The organism is Echinicola jeungdonensis, assembly GCF_030409905.1.
Taxonomy (GTDB): Bacteria; Bacteroidota; Bacteroidia; order Cytophagales; family Cyclobacteriaceae; genus Echinicola; species Echinicola jeungdonensis.
This window is the reverse complement of record NZ_JAUFQT010000001.1, coordinates 2095918-2118779: the sequence shown is the minus strand read 5'-3', so window position 1 is coordinate 2118779 and position 22862 is coordinate 2095918. Positions and strand designations below refer to the sequence as shown.

Genomic DNA, 22862 nt, shown 5'->3' with positions numbered 1-22862 from the left:
ATGTAAAAACACTCTTTATAGTGTTGCGAAAAGGTGGCTTTTTCAAAAAGCTTAAATGTAATTAAATCATTTGGTAGGAGGCCCAAGACTCTCCTGCCATTCATACAGTAAATCCCAATAACAAACCCTATGTTTAGAAATTTTAAACTTCCTTCCGGGATGTTTAAGGGGAGCTTATTATTAACGCTTTCCTTAGGTGTCCTGGATCACCCTCAAGTGCTCGCTTTTGATGAGACTCACAAATTAAAAAGTGGAATTGAATTATCCACTTCATCCCAAACCTTAGAAAAAACTATTACTGGTACCGTGATTTCCAGTGAAGACAATTTGCCCTTGCCGGGAGTAAGTATTCTGGTAAAAGGGAGTTCCAAAGGAACTGTTACCGATATTGACGGTAAATACACCCTGGAGGTTCCTGATGAGAATGCGGTATTGATCTTCAGCTCCATTGGTTTTAAGAAACAGGAAATTACAGTTGGAGAAAGGACTACCATTGATATTACCATGCAAATGGACACCAAGCAGCTAGGTGAAGTAGTTGTGGTGGGCTATGGCACCCAGAGAAGAAAAGATATTACCGGATCTGTTTCCTCCGTTAGTTCCAAGGAATTTAATACCGGAATCTCTGTAGCCCCTGAGCAATTGATGCAGGGAAAAGTAGCAGGGGTAAACATTGTGCAAAACAGTGGTCAGCCCGGGGCCCCTTCCACGGTTAGGATCCGTGGGGTAAACTCCATTTCAGCAGGTAATGATCCATTGTACGTTATAGATGGAGTTCCCATGCAATTTGGTTCTGCCAATAAGTTTGTATCAGGGATGCAGGGTAGTTCCCCTTTTACTTCAGAGGGAACGAATCCCCTGAATTCGATTAACCCTGCCGATATTGAATCTATCGATATTCTCAAGGATGCTTCGGCCACGGCAATCTATGGTTCCAGAGGTGCTAATGGGGTGATTATCATCACCACCAAAAGCAAAAGTATGGGAGAGGCCGTTACCTATGATTCTTATGTTGGGGTTTCAAATATTAGGAAAACCCTGCCGGTTTTATCTGCTGATGAATATAGGAACTACGCTGAATCCATCGATATACCTTATCCTGATGAAGGTGCAAATACTTTTTGGCAGGATGAAGTATTCAGGACCGGCCTAACCCATAACCATAATGTTGGCTTTGGTGGGGGAAATGTATCCAGTAGTTACCGGGCTTCCTTTGGTCATACCAGCCAGGAAGGAATATTGAGGTCATCTGGCCTAAAAAAATACACTGGTAGGTTCAATGGAACCCATAAAGCTATGGAAGGAAAGCTTAGATTGGGAATCAATATGACTTATGGAAAGACCAATGAAGACAATACCCCAATTTCTTCCAATATCAATAATGAAGGTGGAAATATCCTAAAGGACGCCATTCGATGGGCACCAACCTTGCCTGTTAGAAATTCAGATGGATCTTTCTACCAGCTTGGTCAATTACGTATCAACCCGGTTTCCTGGGTTGAAGTAGATGATGAAAGGAATACCAATTTATTTTTAGGCAATGTGGATATTGCATTCGATATCATGAATGACCTTACTTTTAAGGTCAATTTGGGGCATACCGATGAAAACGTAGAGCGCTATACCAACATGCCCGCCACCCACCCTTCCGGAGAATCAGAAGGAGGAAGGGCTTCCATCAATAAACTGAGAAATTTCAGTTCCATAATGGAAGCTACCTTGACCTACAATAAAAATCTGTCTCCCAATACCAATTTAAATATCCTGGGTGGTTACTCTTTCCAACGTTTTGTGACCCAATATACTTTTACAGATGCCAATAACTTTGTGTCCAGTTCGGTAAAGTGGAACCTGATCCAATCTGGGAACATTCTTGCCAATACCTCTTATAAATCTGCCAATCGATTGGCTTCGGTTTTTGGGCGGGCCAACTTTAGGTTAAAGGATCGCTACATGTTTACTTTTACCCTAAGGAATGATGGCTCCAGTAGATTTGGGGAAAACAACCGTTGGGGACTTTTTCCTTCCGGAGCTTTTGCCTGGAATATTAATGAAGAGGAGTTTTTCAAGTCAAACACCATAGATAACTTAAAATTAAGATTGGGATATGGTGTAACGGGTAATCAGGAAATCCCCAATGACCTTTATAGGCAGCAATTGTCTATTGCTGGCTCTTCAGTCTACGTATTAGGAGGAGAGGCCATTCCAAGTGTTTTACCTACCAACTATGCAAACCCTGATTTACAGTGGGAGCAAACAAACCAGTTGAATGTGGGACTTGATTTTGGCTTTTTGGACGGTCGCTTAACGGGTACCATTGATTATTATGAGAAATACACTAACAACTTGTTGTTGCAATTTTCAACCGCAGCTCCCTCTGTAGTCAATACCCAATGGGCTAATGTGGGTAAAGTGGAAAATAAAGGGATAGAATTTGCATTAAATGCAGGCCTAATTGTGGATAGGCCCGTCACCTGGGACATGAGTTTCAATGTTTCCCACAATAAAAATGAGGTGGTATCCCTTTCCAATGATCAATTTTCTCGGGATGAAATCAGGACTGCTCCACTTTCAGGGGTGATTACCCCAAAGGATTTCTCCCAAATCATCAAACCAGGTTTATCCTTAGGAACCTTTTATGGAAGAAAGTTTACCGGCTTTGATGAAAATGGTATGGAGACCTATCTGGATGAAGATGGGGTAGATGGAGCTGATTTGGTGGTAATTGGCAATGCCCAACCCGATTTGAATTTTGGAATGAGCCACCAATGGAAATGGAAAAATTTTGATGCTTCCGTTAGTTTGAGAGGAGTGGTAGGTAATGAGGTTTTGAACAATACCGGAGCAGAATTTTCCTATACCAACTCATTCCCAGGGATAAATATTCTGAGGTCAGCCTTAGATTCAGATGTTAGCCGTGACCAGACCGCTCAATTTTCCTCTAGATGGTTGGAGGATGGTAGCTTCTTGAGACTAGATAACATGAATATCGGATACAACTTTGATGTGTCCAGTCTTGACTTTCTTGGCAAGGCCAGGATTTATGTGACAGGACAAAACCTGTTTGTCTTGACTGGTTATTCAGGGTTCGATCCAGAGGTAAGAACCAATACCAATGCAGGTGGACCTGCGGCGATTGGTATCGATTACCTGTCTTATCCAAGGCCACGGGTGTTTATGTTGGGAGGCAGCATCTCTTTCAAATAAGCCCAGTTAATTTTCCACAAAAAATTGAATTAAAATGAAAAAGATGATACTTAAATTTTCACGCAAATTGACCTTGGCCTTAATAGTGGTTATGGGATTTTTGGGTGGATGTTCGCTAGATGAGGAAGTTTATTCCATATATACACCAGAAAATTTCTATTCCAACGAAAAGGAAGTTCTTTCCTCTTTGTCTGGAGTCTACCGGAATTTTGCCCAAATCACCGGAATGGGTGTTGAATACAGGACTTTGGAATTATCAGCCGACCAGGTGGTTGTTCATGGAAAGATTCAAGGTTGGTGGGCCAATAGCAGTTTTGAGCAATTGATGGAACATGAATGGGACGCTAGCCATTCCTATATTTCCGGCACATGGAACACCATGTTTGGCACTGTAGGACAGGCCAATGCTTTAATTGCCTCATTGGATGCTTCTGGCCTTGAAAACATTGAAGGTCCAAGGGCGGAATTAAAAGCTTTAAGGGCTTTTGCTTATTTCTATTTGATAGACCTTTTTGGAAATGTCCCGATTTTCACTGCTCCAAAGGTGGATCCGTTGAACCTTCCTACCCAAAACACCCGGGTCGAAGTATTTGACTTTATCGAAAAAGAACTGGAAGAAGCCCTGGTAGACCTACCTTCCCAGACAGAAGTTGGAGCTGAGTACTATGGCCGTTTTACCAAAGAAGCTGCCTACACCTTGATGGCTCACCTTTATCTTAATGCAGAAGTATTTACAGGCACGGCCCAATATGATAAAGCAGTGGAATATGCAGACAAGGTGATCCAATCCGGTGCATATGAATTATTGCCCAATTATTTTGATAATTTTAAGCATGATAATGAGAATAATTCCGAGTATATATTTGGAGGAGTTTATACCCCAAATATACCTGGAGGAATAGGGCATCCTTTGGTACAAAAAGTACTGCCTGGAATTAGCGGGGGTCTATTTGGTTTGCCTTATACCCCGCAGAATGGATTCGGAACGCGGCCATCTGTGGTGGATCTCTATGAAGAACAGGATGATCGTTTTAATATGTACCTGACCCCAGGAGTTTTGAAAGATCCCCGTAATGGCGAAACTGTCATGGTAGAAAGGATTGTCCCTGATAACAACAGCCAATTATACAAGCCTGGTGTCTCTTCAGAAGGGCCAGTTCCTTATGAGATTATTCCTGCCACAGGCATTAGAAACCAGCCCATGAATGCTGGTACAAAATGGATCAAGTGGGGATTGGATCCCAATACCAATGGCGGAAATGCCGGTAATGATATTGCTTTTTTCAGATACGCTGATGTATTGCTGATCAAAGCAGAAGGTCTTGCTAGAATGGGAAATTTTGGAGAAGCCACTGACCTTGTCAATCTAGTGAGAGACCGCAGCAATGCCAGTTTGTTGAGTACAGTAACGCTCCAAGATATTTTGGACGAAAGAGGCAGGGAATTGGCATTTGAGCTTTGCCGGAGAAGGGATTTAATCCGCTTTGGACAATTTAACGATCCCTGGGAGTTTAAAGAGGCTTCTGAAGATTACAGGACACTTTATCCCATACCCAGCACGGCCATTGATGCTAATCCTAACCTGTCACAAAATGAAGGTTATCAATAAAAAAATATGAAGTCCGAAAAATTGTTAAAACGGAAAAAACACTTAAAAACAAGGCTGCTTTTGAGCGGCCTTGTTTTTGGTTTTACAGCCCTTTCCCATGCTCAGGCCCAGATCATTAATGGAGTAGATTATTCTACAAGATCTCAGGTAGATAAAACATTTGACATGGAGGGAGACAATGCTTTTGGCCAGCGTTTTCCTTCAGAGCATTTTACCTTTAGGGATGAGGTGACGGGGGTGGAAGTCATTGCACTGACAACTTCCAGGCATCATAACTCCAAAATTTACCAAACCCATCCCCAGTGGACACCGGATGGAGGGCATATAGTTTTCCGGTCCGACCGGTCAGAAAAAAGTTTGGCCTATGCCATTTCTATGGAAAGTTATGAGATCATCCAAATTGCGGATGGAGAAGATGGTAGTCATTTTCATTTGGGCTGGAAAGAAAACCTGGCCTATCATTTCAGGAACAATGACTTGGTTGAATTGAACCTCGGTAAATTGCTGGAAGACAGTGAAAATGGAAATGTCAAGAAAAAAGAAAATTACGAAAGGATAGTTATTTCACTCTCAGAAGATATTGACCCCAATGGTATGGCCTTGGATGCAGGAGAAGATCGTCTATATTTTTCTACGAGGGTTGAAAATGGCCAGTCCTCCATTATGCAGGTGGATTTGGATTCTGGTGGTTTGGATACCGTCATAGAAGTACCTTTTAGAATTGGACATTTGCAGGCCAACCCCTTTGTTCCTGGCGAGATGATGTATTGCTGGGAAACTGGAGGAGATGCTCCTCAGCGGATTTGGCACCTTAGTATAGGTGAAAATGGAGAGGTAAATAACCGGGCCCTCTACAAGGAATCAGATACTGAATGGGTGACCCATGAGGTCTTTTTAGGCCCTGACCATATAGGATTTAATGTGATGGGCCATATTGACAGGCTTCAACAAAATCCAAACGGGATATTTTCTTTAAATATCAGAACCAACGAACTAAATTTCCATGGGCAACAGGATTGGGGGGGTTATTGGCATACAGCTGGTACCCGGGACCTGAAATGGATTGTTGGGGATACCTTTAACGGCAATATTTACCGCATCAATTATAATGACAAAACTGATGTTAGGTTGCTGACCACCGGACATCGTCTGACCAGCAAAAGTCCCTTTTCCGGGGAGGCCCATTCTCATCATTCTATAAGTCCTGATGGAAGGTGGGTATTGTTTAATTCCAGCCTATTGACTGAAAGTGATATCATGCTTGTCCCCTTACAACCCGCAAAAAAATATAAATGATGAATAAAAATCTTAATCTTGTTTGCTTTGCCCTTACATTAGTTTTCGCTTCCTGTCAACCGGACAAAAAGGATAGCCAATCTCAAGAGATAAAACCACCTAATATCATATTTATCTTAGCAGATGATTTGGGATATGGTGATTTGAGTTGTTATGGGCAAGAAAAATTTGAAACACCCCATATTGACCAACTTGCTGCCTCAGGAATGAAGTTCACCAGTCATTATGCTGGCACCAGTGTTTGCGCACCTTCCCGTGCAAGTCTTTTGACCGGGTTCCACACTGGCCATGTTCCAATCAGAGACAATAAAAGCCTGGATCCTGCTCCCTATGGACAAAGGGAAAGGGAAGGACAATGGCCTTTGGCAGATTCTGTGAAAACAATGCCCGAAATCCTCCAAGAAAACGGTTATGTCACAGGGGCATTTGGAAAATGGGGCCTGGGTGGTCCTGGTACCGAAGGGGAACCAAATAATCAGGGATTTGATCAATTTTCCGGTTTTGTATGCCAGTCCCTGGCCCATAATTACTATCCTTTTCACCTGTGGAATAATCAAACAAAGGTAGATTTACCTGAAAATTCAGATGGCCAATTTGGGGCCTATTCCCCTGATTTGATTCAGGAGCAAACTCTAAAATTTATAGAGGACAATCAAGAAAACCCCTTTTTCTTATTTGTTCCAACAGCATTGCCTCATGCTGAGTTGATTGCTCCTGAGGAGGAGATGTCCCAATTTGAAGAAAACCTTGAAGAAGGTAAACCATATGAAGGAGTAGACAGCGGTCCTGCCTTTAGAAAAGGTGCCTTGGCTTCCCAGGATAAGCCTCATGCTGCTTTTGCTGCCATGATAAAAGTTTTAGATAATCAGGTAGGTGAAATCATGGAAAAAGTAAAGGAATTGGGCATGGAGGAAAATACCATTATCATCTTCACTTCAGATAATGGTCCACATCATGAAGGAGGAGGAGACCCTGAATTTTTTAATGGAAACGGCCCTTTCCGGGGCATCAAAAGGGATCTTTATGAAGGCGGGATCCGGGTACCCCTTATTGTCAGCTGGAAGGGAAAAATAGCTGAAAATTCAACCAGTGACCATGTCAGTGCTTTTTGGGATTTCTTGCCCACTTTTGCAGAGATAGCTGGCTTTGAAAAAAAGACTAAATGGGATGGGGTTTCATTTCTGCCCGAATTAACAGGGAATTCCGCCGAACAAAAAGAACATGATTATCTCTATTGGGAATACCATGGAGAGGCAGGGAAACAAGCCGCAAGGATTGGAAAATGGAAAGGTGTAAGAACGGGCATTCGTGAAGGTAATCGCACCATTGAACTGTTTGATTTGGAAGCTGACCCTGGGGAAACCAACAATATTGCTTCAGAGCACCCAGATATGGTCCAAAAAATCCAGAATGTTTTTAAGGAAGCCCATCAAACAAATCAGGAATTTAAATTGGGTTATTTAGATGAACAGAAGAATGAATAAACCCTCCAATTTCCATTTAACAAAAAAATAACGTACCCACTTTCTTTTAGAAAAAAATAAGAGGGAAAGAAACATCCTTACCAGGCCGTAGATAATGATTGTTTTCATTATCTACGGCCTTTTTTTACTGGCAATATTTTTTAGTATCAAATTTTTCAATTAATGAACAGCCTACAAAATAAACCCATAACAATCTGAATATTAAGAGATAAAACTGGCAAAAAATCTCTTTTTTGGCTAAATTAAGAAGGAATTATGGTCAATTTATGGGACATGAAACCCTCTTTTTAGAGGACCATGTATAAGCTTAATAAAATAAGCCAAGAAATATCAAAAGGGGAAGAGAAGTTCGTGTTACCCAAAAAAATCTAGCCATTCCAACCATTTATAAGCTGGGATCCCCTCCCGTAGTTATTCATTTCTATAAAAAAATCCGGTTCATCAATTCCTAATTGAATTAAAAGCAGCTATTGGTACCCACCCCAAACAATAATTATGTGTTAGGCGGAGTGGGAATAAGCAGGTGGGCAGTTAGTTGGCCCAAAAACAACACAAAAAAACAATAACATTTAACCCAATATCCATGAAAATCAATTTTACTTCAAATTCAATTTTCAAAAAATGGGTCTTCCTCCTATTGACAATGGCTTGTGGGATATATGGCATTTCCTGGGCAGGAATTAGCCCGGAAATTGTAAAAATCCCGGTCCCATTGAACGAGGAGAAAGTCTATGAGGTACAAAAGGAAGTCTCAGGGACAGTGGTTTCATCGGAGGATGATATGCCTTTACCTGGGGTCAGCATTTTGCTAAAAGGTACCAGCAGAGGTACTGTTACCGATATTGATGGCAAATTCAGCCTCGAAGTTCCAGAAGAGGGAGCTATTCTGATTTTTAGCTCAATAGGGTTTGAAACCCAGGAAATCCCTGTCGGTAACCGGTCAACCATTGATGTTGTCATGCAGATTGACATGCAGCAATTAGGAGAAGTAGTTGTAGTGGGGTATGGTACCCAGAAAAAAGCAAATATTACAGGTTCCATTGCACAAATAGAACCTGAAAACCTTACCGAACGTCCCATTCAAAGAGTGGATCAGGCCTTAGTCGGTCAAATGGCCGGGGTAAGGGTAAAACAAACTTCAGGTGTACCAGGCCGGGGATTCGATGTCCAGGTAAGAGGGGTCGGTTCCATTACTGCCAACAACCAACCCCTTTATGTAATTGACGGTTTTCCACTGGAAAGTGCAGGAGGAAACCCTATGGACAATATCAGTCCAAACGATATTGAGTCCATTCAAGTGCTTAAAGATGCATCTGCAGCTGCCATTTATGGTTCCAGGGCATCCAATGGGGTGGTCATCATCAATACTAAAACCGGTAAAGACGGAAAAGCCCGGATTAGCTTCAACTCCTATGTGGGTTGGAATGAAACAGTGAAGAAACTGGATGTGCTCAGTCCAACAGAGTGGATAGACCGGGCCATTGAAATGATCAATACCCAATGGGAAAATTCCGGAGAAGGAAGATCCGCCTCCCAGTCTCTTGCGGAAAGAGAAGCTATTCTAGGCGGATTTGACAGGAATTTTATGTACGACCCGCGTTGGCTGCAAGAAGGATATCCGGGCTTGAGGCTTGTAGAATGGCAGGACCATTTGTTCAGAAAAGGTTTGGTTCAGAACTATCAGTTGAGTGCCAGCGGAGGAAATGAATTTGTTAAATACTTCGTTTCCGGTGATTATATGGACCAGGAAGGTATTGCCATTGGGGTAAATTATAAACGTTACTCCACCCGGGCCAATGTGGAAATTCAGCCCAATGAGAAATTGAAATTTGGTCTGAACCTCAGTCCCTCTTATTCTATCCTGGATGATCCAGGAGTGGAAGGTAAAGATGCCATTACCCACGTTACGGTAGGCATGGCTCCTGTAGTGGAAGAGGATGCTGGGCTTTTGACCGGTGTAGGAGACATTCCTTTGTACACCTGGGCAAGTTCAAGGATCAGTCCCATCGCCTTTGCCAATAGGAGGCTGAATGAAACCACTATTTTTAGAAATTTGGTCACCGTTTTTGGGGAATATGAAATTTTAAAAGGTTTAGCTTTTAGGAGTACCCTCAATGTGGACAATGTGGACCAACAAAATAAAAGTTATACTCCCGCGGAAGTAACTAGAAACCGGCAGACCTCTGGTGATTTTGAAGGATTCAGGAAGCTGACCTTTGTCAATGAAAACACTTTATCCTTCAACAGGACCTTCCAAGAAGACCATAATGTAAACGCAGTAGTGGGTATATCTTATAGTTTCAATAAAAGAAATACTTTTGAAACGAGCGGTAATTTTGATGTTGAAGGTATTACAACCCTTAATGCAGCGGTGATCAATGCCGGCAGCACCAACACCACTGAAACCCAAAGTACCTTGCTTTCTTATTTTGGCAGGGTACAATATGATTATATGGGTAAATACCTGATATCAGCCTCTGCACGAAGGGATGGTTCCTCCCGGTTTGGAGAAGATACCAAATGGGGATTTTTCCCTTCTGTATCTCTTGGTTGGAGGGTTTCTGATGAGCTTTTTATCCAGGAAATCCCTGGGGTGAGTGACTTTATCAGTGACCTGAAATTCAGGGGCAGTTGGGGACTTTCCGGTAATAATGGTATTGGGGATTATTCGCACATTGCCACTTTGGATTTTGCCAATTACTCCTATGGAGGGACCCTTGTCAATGGTTTGATCCCAGGAAATTTCCCAAACCCAGACCTTGGATGGGAGGAATCTGAAATGACTAACATTGGCTTGGACTTGGGGATCCTTCAAAACAGGGTTTATACTTCCTTCGATTATTATTGGAAAACGAATACCGATCTCTTGTTGAATATCCCCGTGCCTTCAGCAACAGGATTTACCACAGCATTGACAAATATCGGTGAAGTGCTGAACAAAGGATGGGAATTTGAATTGACTACCCGGAATTTTACCGGACAGTTTGAATGGACTACCAAATTAAATCTCAGCCACAATACCAATGAGGTAAAACAATTAGGCCCTGAAAACACCCCCATTTTGGGTGGTAGTTGGGATATAAACCACAGGATTACCATGGTGGGCGAACCGATCAATACCCTTTATCTGGTGCAGAATATCGGAATTCTTACCCAGGAGGAAATCGATAATGGGGCGGCCTTGTACGGAAGTCAGGAAGCAGGTGACCCCCAATATTTGGATGCCAATAATGATGGGGTGATCAATGCCGACGATAGGGTTTTGTCAGGTGCTCCAACCCCCGATTATGTATGGGGAATTACCAATAACTTTACTTACAAGGGATTTGATTTGAATTTTTTGGTACAAGGACAATGGGGAGGCTTGATCTATTCCACCTTTGGTAGGGCTATGGACCGTCCAGGTATGAGTTTCGTGGAAAACACGCTGGGCAGGCACAGAAACAGATGGAGATCCCCTGAAAACCCGGGTGATGGAGAAACCGGAAAAGCGGTTTCTAGCTTTGGTAGAATCAAAAATACCGACTGGCTGTATTCTTCCGATTACTGGAGAATCCGTAATATCACTTTGGGCTATGACCTTGGAAGGCTACTGGAAAATAAAAGGATTGTTTCAGGAGCCAGGATATATGTGACTGCAGAAAACTTCTTCGGTGATGATAAATATACCGGTGGTTTTAATCCCGAGGCCGTCAATAATGATGGAGATGACTATGGTGCTTTCCCCTTATCAAGGTCAGTTGTTTTCGGTGTAAACCTTAAGTTCTAACCAGTAAAAGACAAGTCTTATGAAACGCATAAAATATATTTATATCGTCTTGATGGGACTGGTAGTAGCTGGTTTTTCTTCATGCGAAGACAAACTCGACCAGTCGCCGATTTCCTCCTTGGGATCCAATGCCTTTTACCAAAACGAGGAAGATTTCATTACCGCTCTTTCCGGGGTTTATAATGGCCTAAATGCTTATCCTATTAATCATTTTGAATTGAGCGAGGTGCGTTCGGATAATATTTATTCCCCAGGTACAGCAGGGGTAAGGGATTACAACCTGATCAATAATTTTAATAGGAACCTGGAGGCAACCAGCATAATGAATGATACCTGGAATGGGCTCTATAATAATATCATGAGAGCCAATACCCTTTTGGCTAACCTGAGTGCTAATGTGGTTCCAGATGGTGATTTGCGTACCCGGATTGAAGGGGAAGCTAAATTTTTAAGGGCATTGTTTTACTTTGATTTGGTTAGGTTCTTTGGAAAAGTTCCGGTTTTTGACAGGCCGGTGACTCCATTGGAAGCCTTAGAGATCGGAAGAAGTGAAGTCCCTGCAGTTTATGACTTAATCATATCCGATCTGGAGTTTTCCATTTCCAACCTGCCCCCCAATTATTCAAGTGCCACTAATTTTGGAAGGGCAACTTCCTATGCAGCCAGAGGTCTCTTGGCCAGGGTGTATATGACCCGTTCCGGACCACAATTGCATCCTGATGGCCCAACTCTTAATTCAAATGAATGGGGTGAAGCCTTAGAACAATTGAATGCTATCATTGATAGTAACCAATTTGATCTCTTGGATGATTATGGGGATGTATTTGCCTATGACAATGAAAACAATGAGGAGATTGTTTTTGATATTCAATTCTTGAGTGGTGGTCAAGGTGTAGGTGGTGAATATGTACAATATCACTACCCTGAAGCCTTTGGCCGTTCCAATGAGATTCCATTTGCGGGAGGAACCTTCCCTGATGCACCTAAAACTGTTTCCCCTGATATGATGGCATCTTTTGGTGACCCGGATGTCAGGGATGATTTCTCCGTATGGGTTAATTATTTCGATGCCAATGGGAATTTGGTCCAAGACCGCTTTATCAAAAAGTATTTGGATTTGGACAACCTGGGCGTGGACCGTTTTGACTTTGAATTGAATTTTCCGGTAATCCGCTATTCAGACATTCTGCTGATGAAAGCGGAAGCTTTGAGCCAAAGTGGAGGAAGTCAACTTGAAATAGATGCTCTGGTAAATCAGGTCAGGTCCCGTGCAGGATATACTTTGCCTCTGGTGCTGGTGAGCTATGAACAGATCATGGAAGAGAGAAGAAGGGAATTTATTGGAGAAGGTCTGCGATGGCATGACCTGGTTCGGTCTGGAATGGCCATTGATACCATGTTGGATTGGATTGCTGCAGATGATGCTGCCAATAAAATTTCAACGGACATCAACTCTGACGACCTGATCTATGCTGTTCCTCTTAACCAGTTGGATGTGAAAGAAGGTTTGTATCAACAGAACCCTGGTTATTAAGGAATAGGGTTTTCAAAATTTTAAAAAAGCCATCCCTCAATTGTGGGATGGCTTTTTTCATTAATTGAATCTAGTATTAGGTGTAGGGAAAAAGAAAAGGGTCGTTTGGAAATTTAACGGTAAAAGTTATACCAAATCCCATCCTGACCTCTAACAGTCAGAAAAATCGGAGATTTATTCAAAACGGCCCCACCACTCACCAATTAAACCTGCCTTCTAAATTGGTACAGAACAGTACAGAATATTTTCCTTTTTAAGTTTACTTGCCAATTGAAAAATTGGATTATAGAAGGTTTCTGGTTTTTGGGACTGTTTAGGTCTTCTAAAAAATGATATCTTCGGAAATTATTTTATTGATCAATAAAATCAAACTTAACCTATGCGAATAATAAGTTACTTGATTATGTTTTTGTTGGGGGCTTTGGCTTATCCTGGTCATTCCCAAGATTTAAGAAAACAATGGACTTTGGAGGATGGTTGGAGATTTTCCAAGGGAGAAAATGAAAAAGCTTATCAGCCTGAGTTTAATGACAGCGAATGGCAAGAAGTAACAGTTCCTCATGATTGGGCTATTTATGGCCCATTTGCAGAAGAAAATGATTTGCAAGTGGTGGCCGTCACCCAAAACAACGAAAAGGTAGCCACCAAAAAGACAGGCAGAACAGGAGGCCTTCCTTATATGGGAGTAGGTTGGTACCGAAGGGATTTAAGTGTGGCCAATTTTGACGCGGAAAATCAAAAAGTCCATCTTATGTTTGACGGGGCCATGAGTGAGGCTGAAGTGTATGTCAACGGAGAGAAAGTGGGCTTCTGGCCCTATGGCTACAATGCTTTTTATTTTGATGTGACACCTTATCTCCATAAAGATGGCCAAGACAATACATTAGCGGTACGCTTGGAGAACAAAGAACAATCCTCCCGTTGGTACCCTGGGGCAGGACTTTATAGAAATGTACATGTTATGGTTACCCCCAAAATTCATGTACCTGTGTGGGGGACCTATGTGACCACCCCTTTTGTTTCTGAAGAGTATGCTTCTGTGCGGCTGAAAACCCAAGTGGATAATGTACCTGAAGGAACCTTTGTAGATATCCAAACCACCATTATAAATGATTTGGATGAACAGGTGGCTATCAAGGATAGTAGACAAAAGTTGAACCATGGCCGGCCTTTGGAGCAATATTTGACAGTGAACCAACCTGAATTTTGGTCTCCGGAAGAACCCAATTTATATAGGGCTGTTTCCACCCTTTCTATTGATGGAAAAGTCATAGATGAATACGAAACCCGTTTTGGAATCCGTGAAATAGAGTTTATAGCAGACAAAGGTTTTTTCTTGAATGGAGAAAGAAGAAAATTCCAGGGAGTCAATCTTCACCATGACTTAGGGCCCCTGGGGGCTGCTGTCAACCGGTCTGCCATCAGAAGACAATTGCAGATTTTGAAGGATATGGGAGCGGATGCAGTAAGGACTTCCCATAATATGCCCACTCCTGAATTGGTTGAGTTGTGCGATGAGATGGGATTGATGGTGATGGTAGAATCCTTTGATGAATGGGATGTTGCCAAATGCAAAAATGGCTATCACCGCTTTTTTGAAGAATGGGCTGAAAAAGACCTGGTGAATATGGTCCGCCATTTTAGAAATAACCCCAGTGTAATCATGTGGAGCATTGGCAATGAAGTGCCGACACAATGCAGCTCAGATGGATATAAGGTAGCCAAATTTTTACAGGACATATGCCATCGAGAAGATCCTACCCGACCAGTAACTGCCGGGATGGATAGGGTTTCCTGCGTTTTGGACAATGGCTTTGCGGCCATGATTGATATTGCGGGATTAAATTACAGAACCCACCGCTACAAAGAAGCTTATGAACAACTTCCCCATAGCCTGGTTTTGGGATCAGAGACAGGTTCTACTGTAAGCTCAAGGGGAGTTTATCATTTCCCTGTGGAAAAAGGTGCCCAGGTAATCCATGAAAATCAACAATCCAGTTCCTATGATTTGGAGTATTGTTCTTGGTCTAATTTGCCGGAAGAGGATTTTGCCCTTGCAGATGATTACCCCTGGACTATGGGGCAGTTTGTGTGGACCGGTTTTGATTACTTGGGGGAACCCACCCCCTATGATACTGATGCCTGGCCAAACCACAGTTCTATGTTTGGTATCGTAGACCTAGCAGGTATTCCCAAAGACCGTTATTACCTCTACAAAAGTGTTTGGAACCGGGAAGAGGAAACTTTACATATTTTGCCCCATTGGAACTGGGAGGGCAGGGAAGGTAAAGCTACGCCTGTTTTCGTTTACACCAACTACCCAACTGCTGAGCTATTTGTCAATGGAAAAAGCTTTGGAAAAATAACCAAAACCAAAAATGGCACCTTACAGGAGCGTTACCGCTTGATGTGGAAAGAGGTTCCCTATGAGCCCGGTGAAGTGCGGGTAATAGCTTATAATAAGGCAGGAGAGCAGGTAAAAGAAAAAACAATCCATACCGCAGGCAAGCCCCATCATATCAGGTTAGTTCCTGAACAAAAAGCCATAAAAGCAGATGGAAAATCCCTTGCATTTATCAGGGTACAAGTAGTGGACAAAAATGGAAATTTGTGTCCCACTGATCAGCGTTCAATATCATTTAAGGCAAATGGTGAAGGAAAATACAGAGCCGCTGCCAATGGTGATCCCACCAGCTTAGAGCTTTTCCACCATCCTAAAATGAAAGTTTTCAATGGGCAGTTGACTGCAATTGTCCAAGCGGGAGAAAACCCCGGTGAAATTATTCTGGAAGCAAAAGCTAAAGGCCTCAAAAAAGCAAAGGTTGAAATAAAAGTTGAGTGACAGATCCATCTTTTAAACCCAAAACAAGCTCCAAAGCATTTAGGAGCTTGTTTTGGATCCTTATTTTTCCTTTTCCCCCTATAGAAAACCCTTATTGGTTTTTTAATCTTCAAAAGAATTTTCCCATTAAACTTTTACTTGGATATTGGGGCATTCATATTCATACTGACAACAGGAAAAAGAGCGTTACTGGCCAAATTTTCTGTGATACTTTAAGAAAACACAGTGGAAATTCCCCTTCTTCTATAAGTAACCAAGGCAACCATTTGAGCATCGACTTCTTGTGAAAAACTTAAAATCCCTCGCTCCTCATTTAAAGCATTTCTAATGTGAAGGGTTGAAATATCTTTGATTCCAAACTTTTTCTGAAATTCCTCCATTCTTGCCCAACTTGATGCAGATTCTTCAAAGTAAACCGGGACATTGCCATAAAGTAAATGGATATACTGCCTTTATGCGGAGTAAAAAAATAATTTCCTCAGTCCAAACTCCAATGATTTAGAATGAAGATTCATAGATTTTATGTATTTTACTTATATTATTTGAAGTTTGTTCAAGTAATCTCCTTGTCGGTTTTTTTCACCTAAATACAGGTTACTTAGTGAATAATTGATGCCTGGGGTTATAAGCTGAAGAACCACCGTGTTTATTGAAACGATTAAAAAGCCAATTCCTACCGGGGAAGAATAGGTTTGTATGCAGCCACAAAAGGCATTAAAAAATTAATCTATCTATGGAAACAGTAACTAATATTACGGGTAATTTTTATAGCATAATCACTAATAAGCTAAATAGTTGGCTTGAAACCATGATTGAAATGCTCCCCAATTTTATTGTGGCCGTTTTGATCACGATTTCCTTTGTTATTGTTGCCAAAATAGTCCGTAGAGGAGTTAAAAAACTCCTTACCAAGTTTACGGACAGCCCAAGCCTCACCACCTTGATTTCCATGACACTTTATTTCGTCATAGTTGCAATAGGCATTTTTGTGGCCCTTAGTGTCCTGAACCTGGACAAAGCCGTCACTTCCCTCCTTGCCGGTGCCGGTATTATTGGTTTGGCTTTAGGTTTCGCTTTTCAGGACATTGCTTCCAATTTTATGTCGGGAGTCATGATGGCAGTCAGGAAACCCATCCGCTCTGGGGACTTGATAGAAACCAATGACATATTCGGAACGGTCCTTCATGTAAGTCTCAGATCTACCGAATTGGAGGATCCACAAGGCCAATTGTATATAATTCCGAACAAAATGATTTTTGAAAACCCCATTAAAAATTACACCAAATCCGGAAAAAGAAGAGTTGACCTGTCAGGTGGTATTTCATATGGGGACAACCTGAGAAAGGTAAAAGAAATCACCACCAATGCGGTGGAAACGCTGGAGATTATTGATAAGGACAAAGGAATTGAATTCTTCTTTACGGAATTTGGCAGTAGCTCGATTAATTATGTTGTTAGGTTTTGGCTCAAATATTCGACCACTCAAAGTTCTTATTTAGACGCCAGCAGTCAAAGCATAATTGCCATAAAAGAAGCCTATGACCAGAATGATATAACCATTCCATTCCCAATCCGAACTTTGGATTTTGGAATCAAAGGTGGTCAAACATTTAAGGATATGATGCCTGTGGAAATTCAATCAAATGTTCGGGGAAATGGGGCCAATGAATAAAGGTAAACCTGGATTTACAAAACTTAATAAACGACCCAATGTTTTTATAAAATTGCATCCTGAGGTTTTATCCTTTGTAACCCCTTATTTATTTGCCAACTTGGAGATTTTCGAATTGGAGGTTTTCCTAAAAAAAAGAGGTCCTTGTTCATTATCCTTTTTAAAGTGATTTAAGTCACTAACATTTCATGATTGGCGAAATTGCTTATAACATTATTTTCTGCTTTATTTCCTTATGAATATCCTTTTGGCCATCGGATTTTTGCTCATTATTGGGTATGCCTCTGGCTGGTTACTCGAAAGGTGGGGTCTGCCAAAAATAATAGGGTACATGGCCACAGGAATAATTTTCAGCCCTCACACTATAAATTTTTTGGATCCAGAAATCACCTCCACTTCCCAACCCATCTTAAAAGTTTGTCTTTCTTTTATTGCATTTGAAGTAGGTGGTGCATTAAAATGGGAAAAGGTCCAAAAACATGAAAAAGAGATTATCAGTATTACTTTGTTAGCCAGTGTTTTCCCGTATTTTTTAATAGCTGGTTGTATATCAGGCATTTCCTTGTTATTCCCCGGATTTATACCCTATTCCCCAATCAACATCCTATGCCTTTCCCTTATTTTGGGAGCACTAGCAAGCCCTACTGACCCAACAGCTACTTTTGCCGTAATGCATCAATTTAGGGCGAGGGGCAAAGTTTCTGACACAATTGTGGGAGTTGCTGCCTTGGACGATGCATTAGGAATTTTGATTTTCAGTTTTACCCTCGGATTGATTTCCATTTTTATTGGACCAGATAATGCTTCATGGGATAGTCCACTTATTTTTTCACTTTATCAAATCGGGGCAGGGATTTTATTGGGAATTGTTTTGGGCTATGGTTTTCAATTAATTTCCCGGTTTTTTAAGTCAACCTCGGAAGGCCAATGGGTAGTGATCGTCCTCTCACTCCTTATCTTTTGTGCAGGCCTGGCCCAATATTTAAAAGTTGATGAAGTTCTTGCCTCTATGAGTATGGGAATTTTTGTAGTTAATAAGTGTAACCAACAAAAGTTGATTTTTAAAATCCTTGAAAGGTACACTGAGGAAATAATTTTTTTATTCTTTTTCCTGTTAAGTGGCTTATACCTGAACATTGCCACCATACCCAAAGCTTTTTTCTTTATCCTATTATTTATTATCCTCCGCACTCTCGGAAAATACCTAGGTTCTCATACAGGCGCCCGCTTTGCAAAAGCAGCTCCCGTAATTCAAAAAAACACTGCAGGAGGCCTTATTCCCCAGGGCGGGATAGTCATAGGCCTCGTACTCAGTGTCTATCAGGATCCCCTATACAAAGAAATTTCAGACATTTTGCTGACCACCATCATGGGTACTTCCATCATTAATGAACTTATTGGCCCGGTAGCAGCCAAATATTCCTTGAAGAAATCTGGGGAGTTAAGAAAGACCAAGTAATAATTTTCTCCGTCTTTGGTCCAAGAAATGAATTCCTAACCTCCAATGACTGCATAATTATTGAAAAATGGAGTGGGCTGAAATTATTTTAACAAAAAAAGAGGGGGCAATAAAACACCCTCTTTTTTTGTTATGATGTTTTTTTTAACACCACCGGCTCCTTGATTTTGTTCACCATCATTTCCATAAAGGATTTTAAACTTTGATAATCCTGTGCCTTAACTTTTTTTGAATTGATATCCATCATGACATATATCTTTAGGTTTCCGTTGATCACCTGAGGGGCGTATTTAAAGGTGGCCTGACCTCCAGGCATTTTGATATACATTTCCTCCGGATAATCATCCAATTGGTAATTTTCCGGAATCGTAAAATTGACTATATATGCATCCGAAAAAACATAATCAAAATCCACTGGAAAAACTCTTTCATCTGCCTTAAACTTATTTTCCTCAAACCGCGCAAAGGATAATGGTTCAATTATTAACATATCCGACATTTTGTTGGTTGATTTTAAAACTTTAAAAGTAGCTTCAACCTGTCTTTTACTACCTTCAATTTCCCGGATATTTAACTCTTCCAGTTTCAGGTCTTCCTCTAATTCAAGTAATATTTTAGTTTGATCTTCCTCCAGGTTTTCTCTCCTTTTTTCGAATTTTACTGCATCATAATCGATGTACCGGATATCATGAGCAAAAGAAAGGGAATCATTTTCAAGAGAAACCTCTACCAATTGTTTAATTCCAGATTTATGCATCACCCCAATAGGAATCAAACAGCTTTCCCTTTCCCTTATCAAAAAACCACCATCCACATGGTAATCTAACCGAAGATAGCCCAGGGGGATTTCTTTTTTTGACAGGTCCGCAAAAACCCTCTCCCCATCCAAAATCGAACTTATTATTAGCCGGTTGAATTGCCTGACAAATGGATAGGTTACCAATTGGGAACGGCCATTCCCCTTGCTGCTTATCAATACGGGATAAGCTTCAATCCCATTGGCATGAAGCATGGCCAAAAACAGCATATTCAAATCTGTTTCTTTACCAGTCCTGCTTTCCATTAATTCTTTCAAAGTTTTGGAAGGGATAAATCCCCCTTCATCATTGAGGGTGAAATTTTCTTGGATAAAATTGTAGGAACTTTGGGCGATTTCAAATTCACTTTCTCCCTCAAGAGGAATTTCTTTTAGGTCTTTGAAAGCACTGTTATTGCGGTAATAACTTTTAAACTCATAAATATCAAAAATTTCATTTGATAACTTTTGCCAATCATTTAATACCGTTTGGAGAAAACCTGTTGAAGGGTCTTTATATCCGGTCAACTGGAACTCAATCTTGTCCAGATAGTCTACAAAATTCGACATATAAGGTTCTGGACTTATGGATTTTAGGTTTTTTAAACTCCAAACGTAAGAGTTTCTGCCTTTTTGTTCTAACTTATTGGCCTCAATAAAATGCATTCCCTGCCCCAGCATTCTATAGGATAAATCTTTTGGAACCTGGTACACAAATTTTGAAAAAAGGGTGGGGATTTCATTTTGAAAAACCCAACCATCAAGAAAAGTGATGGAATAATAATTATGGTCATATTTATATTCCAATATTGAACCCACCTTTACATTGGGAAATGTAAAACGGATTTCCTTATAGCCATTATCTTCATCAGATTCGAACATTTCCTTTTTTCCTACCTTGGTAATGATTTCTTTACCATTCTCAAAGTTCATTACCTGGGCTTTGATCCCTGTGATACTTTCCAAATTATCATCCCCTACATAATACCTTAAGGTAACATCCGCATGATCCTTACCACTTTTTTCTAATATTTTTATCCTATGGATATGCTCCGTCACCCATTTGCCATGGGAGTAAAAACTCTCCCCTACTTCTCCCAATATCACTGCCGAGGCATCCGGTTCAAATGGACAGGAAGTCATATTAATTTCTTCCCTACTGTATTTGCCCAATTTAAGGTCCTGGGCCAAAGAATAATTGTTAAATAAAAAGACCAAAGCCAAAAGGGAAATGGCCATTTTTTTACTACTAAAGTTGCTCATTTCTTTAAAAATATAGGTTGAGAATCAAGTTTTTCGATTTTTTTGAGGACCTGGTCAATGTCTTCTTCCTCTGTCTCTTCTGAAAAATGGAGGTTAACCGTCCGACCAATTTTCAATTCGGACGCTTCAAAAAGCAGTACCCTTTCATATTCAAAGAGCTCTTCTGACAAGCTCAAGTCAGGAGCTGCACTTTCAATTTCCATCCCTTCCAGATTTAGGATGTTCAGCTTTTCTTCCCAATGCAAAAAATGATTCCTAATATCCCGGGAATTAACTTTATGGAATTTAGGGGTAATAATAATTCTCTTTCGGGTGCTTTGATAAAATTGCTGTAAAAATGTTTCATGCTCAAATTCCGCTATTGGAACATTTTTCATTTTATCGATTTTAAGGTCATATTTTTCTATATGGGCTCCCGAATAACCCAGGTCATGGTATATGAATTTTTCAAAGTCTTCCCGGTCCTGCCAAAAATACCTATTGACATAGGGCTGAGCTGCTAGGCCAGTCATGGTTTTGGTTTGCAAGACTTTAGCGTTTCCATTTTCCAGAAGGGAAAACTGGGAGTTGATTGTAATTTGGTTAAATTCAGTAGAATTATACTTCGGTGTGCTTTGTAAAGCCCCTCCCTCCTCATTGATTACCAACACATTCCTACCCATGGTAAAATCCCCCAAAAATCCAGCTGGTAAGGTCTTGGATGTACATTCCAACCAAACAGTATCTTTTTCTAAAGGCACCTGAAGAATCACATGGTTAAATTGATTGCTGGAAAAATCAGCTTCCACCTCCCCGGCATCTTCACCCGCTTTTACCAGGGTATAATTTGAGGGTATCCCCGCTTCTTGCAATAAGGCCTTCATAAACATAGAAAGTCCTTTACAATCCCCATACTTCATTGCAAAGACTTCGGTAGCACTCATGGGCATCAACCCACCTATTCCCAACTGGATACTGACATAACGGTAATTATCCTGAAGGTATTGATAAAGGACTCTTATCTTTTCAACCTCTTTTTCCCTTCCTGCAATCAATTCAGCTACCTTTGTTTTCGCTTTTTCGGGCAGCACTGATTTACCTTTATTGAGTTTTTGGATCCATTGCCCAAACCCTTTCCAAGTTTCCATATTTGAAGAATATCCTTCCATTGAAAAATGATTTGGAGCAAACTTTATCATTATTTCATCTTCTTCATCAGGTTCCTCCAAAACAAAATGGTCTTTTAACTCCCATTCCAACTGGGTAATTCCCACCTTATGGGTGATTTTGGGAGATTCCCCAATATTTTCTGCTTTGTATCTCAACCCAAGATGATTGGGGTAAATTATTTTAAAATAGGAAGAGCTAACTCTTTGATGGTCATTAGGTGCTGGCCGCCAGATAGGTAATCCCACGTTACCATCAGTTTTGGTGGTATATTCCCATTCTACCTCTATAGGAAATCTACCCGTCTTAAGCTCATAATAGCTAATTCTGCTATCCTCATAAATTGACATATTTGAAATCCTAGAAACATCGGTCAGGTCCTTCTTTTTTAGTCTATCAATTCTTTTCCCTGTTTTAGGGTCAGTGATTTCTCCTCTAAATTTTTCAATTGAGGTAAATTCATCATGGAAAATCCCAATATATGCATGATCCAATCCATCCTGATTAAACACCCTGATTTTCTTCTTTACGGTCAAAATGACTTCAAAATTAGAAGTCAACTCCACAACCTGACTCAGCTCTGCCTGGGAGTAAATGAATGATCTTTCTATTTTTGTTTGTGAATAGGCTGGAAATTGGAATTGCATTAATAGGGAGGCACAAATAATTAATTTCCACTTTAAAACAGTTTTAAACATAAAATCAACTTGATTGATAGTCCTAAAAATCGAAATAATAACATAAAACAAACATTATTTTCTTTAAAAACCATATTTTTCACCAGA

General features: G+C 40.8%; 12 protein-coding genes. 9 read left to right on the top strand and 3 right to left on the bottom strand.

The features are described 5' to 3' along the window. Window positions 1–129: 129 nt before the first annotated feature. The 7 genes from QWY93_RS08895 (at window position 130) to galB (ending at window position 15741) form a co-directional block, all read left to right on the top strand. Window positions 130–3207 carry a SusC/RagA family TonB-linked outer membrane protein gene (locus tag QWY93_RS08895; RefSeq protein ID WP_290247849.1) on the top strand — a complete coding sequence of 1026 codons (3078 nt, stop codon included), beginning with the start codon at window positions 130–132 and terminating at the stop codon, window positions 3205–3207. 34 nt (window positions 3208–3241) lie between these two features. Beyond that, entirely contained in the window at window positions 3242–4816 is a 1575-nt protein-coding gene (locus QWY93_RS08890) for a RagB/SusD family nutrient uptake outer membrane protein (RefSeq protein WP_290247848.1), read from the top strand. A gap of 6 nt (window positions 4817–4822) precedes the next feature. Then, a complete protein-coding gene (locus QWY93_RS08885; RefSeq protein WP_290247847.1) occupies window positions 4823–6112 on the top strand; it encodes a TolB family protein in 1290 nt (429 codons plus the stop codon). After that, entirely contained in the window at window positions 6109–7596 is a 1488-nt protein-coding gene (locus QWY93_RS08880; protein WP_353959630.1) for an arylsulfatase, read from the top strand. The genes QWY93_RS08885 and QWY93_RS08880 overlap by 4 nt, the downstream gene beginning before the upstream one ends. 583 nt (window positions 7597–8179) lie before the next feature. Next, on the top strand, window positions 8180–11365 hold the full coding sequence (locus QWY93_RS08875; RefSeq protein ID WP_290247846.1) for a SusC/RagA family TonB-linked outer membrane protein: 3186 nt from the start codon (window positions 8180–8182) through the stop codon (window positions 11363–11365). A 19-nt stretch (window positions 11366–11384) separates the two neighbouring features. Further along, entirely contained in the window at window positions 11385–12899 is a 1515-nt protein-coding gene (locus QWY93_RS08870) for a RagB/SusD family nutrient uptake outer membrane protein (protein ID WP_290247845.1), read from the top strand. Window positions 12900–13278: 379 nt separating this feature from the next. Further along, window positions 13279–15741 (top strand): beta-galactosidase GalB, encoded by a 2463-nt coding sequence (gene galB / locus QWY93_RS08865; RefSeq protein WP_290247844.1) that lies wholly within the window; start codon window positions 13279–13281, stop codon window positions 15739–15741. Window positions 15742–15953: 212 nt separating this feature from the next. Here the strand turns inward: galB and QWY93_RS08860 are convergent, their stop codons facing one another. Next, a complete protein-coding gene (locus QWY93_RS08860; RefSeq protein ID WP_290247843.1) occupies window positions 15954–16121 on the bottom strand; it encodes a hypothetical protein in 168 nt (55 codons plus the stop codon). Window positions 16122–16474: 353 nt separating this feature from the next. On the opposite strand from QWY93_RS08860, the gene QWY93_RS08855 reads away from it, so the two are divergent. Together QWY93_RS08855 and QWY93_RS08850 are read left to right on the top strand one after the other, a co-directional pair. Further along, window positions 16475–17413, top strand: coding sequence for a mechanosensitive ion channel family protein (locus QWY93_RS08855; RefSeq protein ID WP_290247842.1), 939 nt, complete (start codon window positions 16475–16477; stop codon window positions 17411–17413). Window positions 17414–17648: 235 nt separating this feature from the next. Then, window positions 17649–18872: a cation:proton antiporter domain-containing protein gene (locus QWY93_RS08850; protein WP_290247841.1), complete on the top strand. Its 1224-nt coding sequence runs from the start codon at window positions 17649–17651 to the stop codon at window positions 18870–18872. A 130-nt stretch (window positions 18873–19002) separates the two neighbouring features. On the opposite strand, the gene QWY93_RS08845 is transcribed toward QWY93_RS08850, so the two are convergent. Beyond that, window positions 19003–20931 carry a DUF3857 domain-containing protein gene (locus QWY93_RS08845; protein ID WP_290247840.1) on the bottom strand — a complete coding sequence of 643 codons (1929 nt, stop codon included), beginning with the start codon at window positions 20929–20931 and terminating at the stop codon, window positions 19003–19005. Beyond that, complete coding sequence (locus QWY93_RS08840; RefSeq protein WP_290247839.1) at window positions 20928–22775, bottom strand: DUF3857 domain-containing transglutaminase family protein; 1848 nt, start codon at window positions 22773–22775, stop codon at window positions 20928–20930. Before QWY93_RS08840 ends, QWY93_RS08845 begins: the two co-directional genes overlap by 4 nt. Window positions 22776–22862 lie beyond the last annotated feature (87 nt).

Coding starts and splice junctions, on each gene's coding strand:
- QWY93_RS08870 (WP_290247845.1), top strand. CDS start 11,385: ATGAAACGCATAAAATATATTTATATCGTCTTGATGGGACTGGTAGTA.
- QWY93_RS08875 (WP_290247846.1), top strand. CDS start 8,180: ATGAAAATCAATTTTACTTCAAATTCAATTTTCAAAAAATGGGTCTTC.
- galB (WP_290247844.1), top strand. CDS start 13,279: ATGCGAATAATAAGTTACTTGATTATGTTTTTGTTGGGGGCTTTGGCT.
- QWY93_RS08845 (WP_290247840.1), bottom strand. CDS start 20,931: ATGAGCAACTTTAGTAGTAAAAAAATGGCCATTTCCCTTTTGGCTTTG.
- QWY93_RS08855 (WP_290247842.1), top strand. CDS start 16,475: ATGGAAACAGTAACTAATATTACGGGTAATTTTTATAGCATAATCACT.
- QWY93_RS08895 (WP_290247849.1), top strand. CDS start 130: ATGTTTAGAAATTTTAAACTTCCTTCCGGGATGTTTAAGGGGAGCTTA.
- QWY93_RS08840 (WP_290247839.1), bottom strand. CDS start 22,775: ATGTTTAAAACTGTTTTAAAGTGGAAATTAATTATTTGTGCCTCCCTA.
- QWY93_RS08860 (WP_290247843.1), bottom strand. CDS start 16,121: ATGGAGGAATTTCAGAAAAAGTTTGGAATCAAAGATATTTCAACCCTT.
- QWY93_RS08890 (WP_290247848.1), top strand. CDS start 3,242: ATGAAAAAGATGATACTTAAATTTTCACGCAAATTGACCTTGGCCTTA.
- QWY93_RS08885 (WP_290247847.1), top strand. CDS start 4,823: ATGAAGTCCGAAAAATTGTTAAAACGGAAAAAACACTTAAAAACAAGG.
- QWY93_RS08850 (WP_290247841.1), top strand. CDS start 17,649: ATGAATATCCTTTTGGCCATCGGATTTTTGCTCATTATTGGGTATGCC.
- QWY93_RS08880 (WP_353959630.1), top strand. CDS start 6,109: ATGATGAATAAAAATCTTAATCTTGTTTGCTTTGCCCTTACATTAGTT.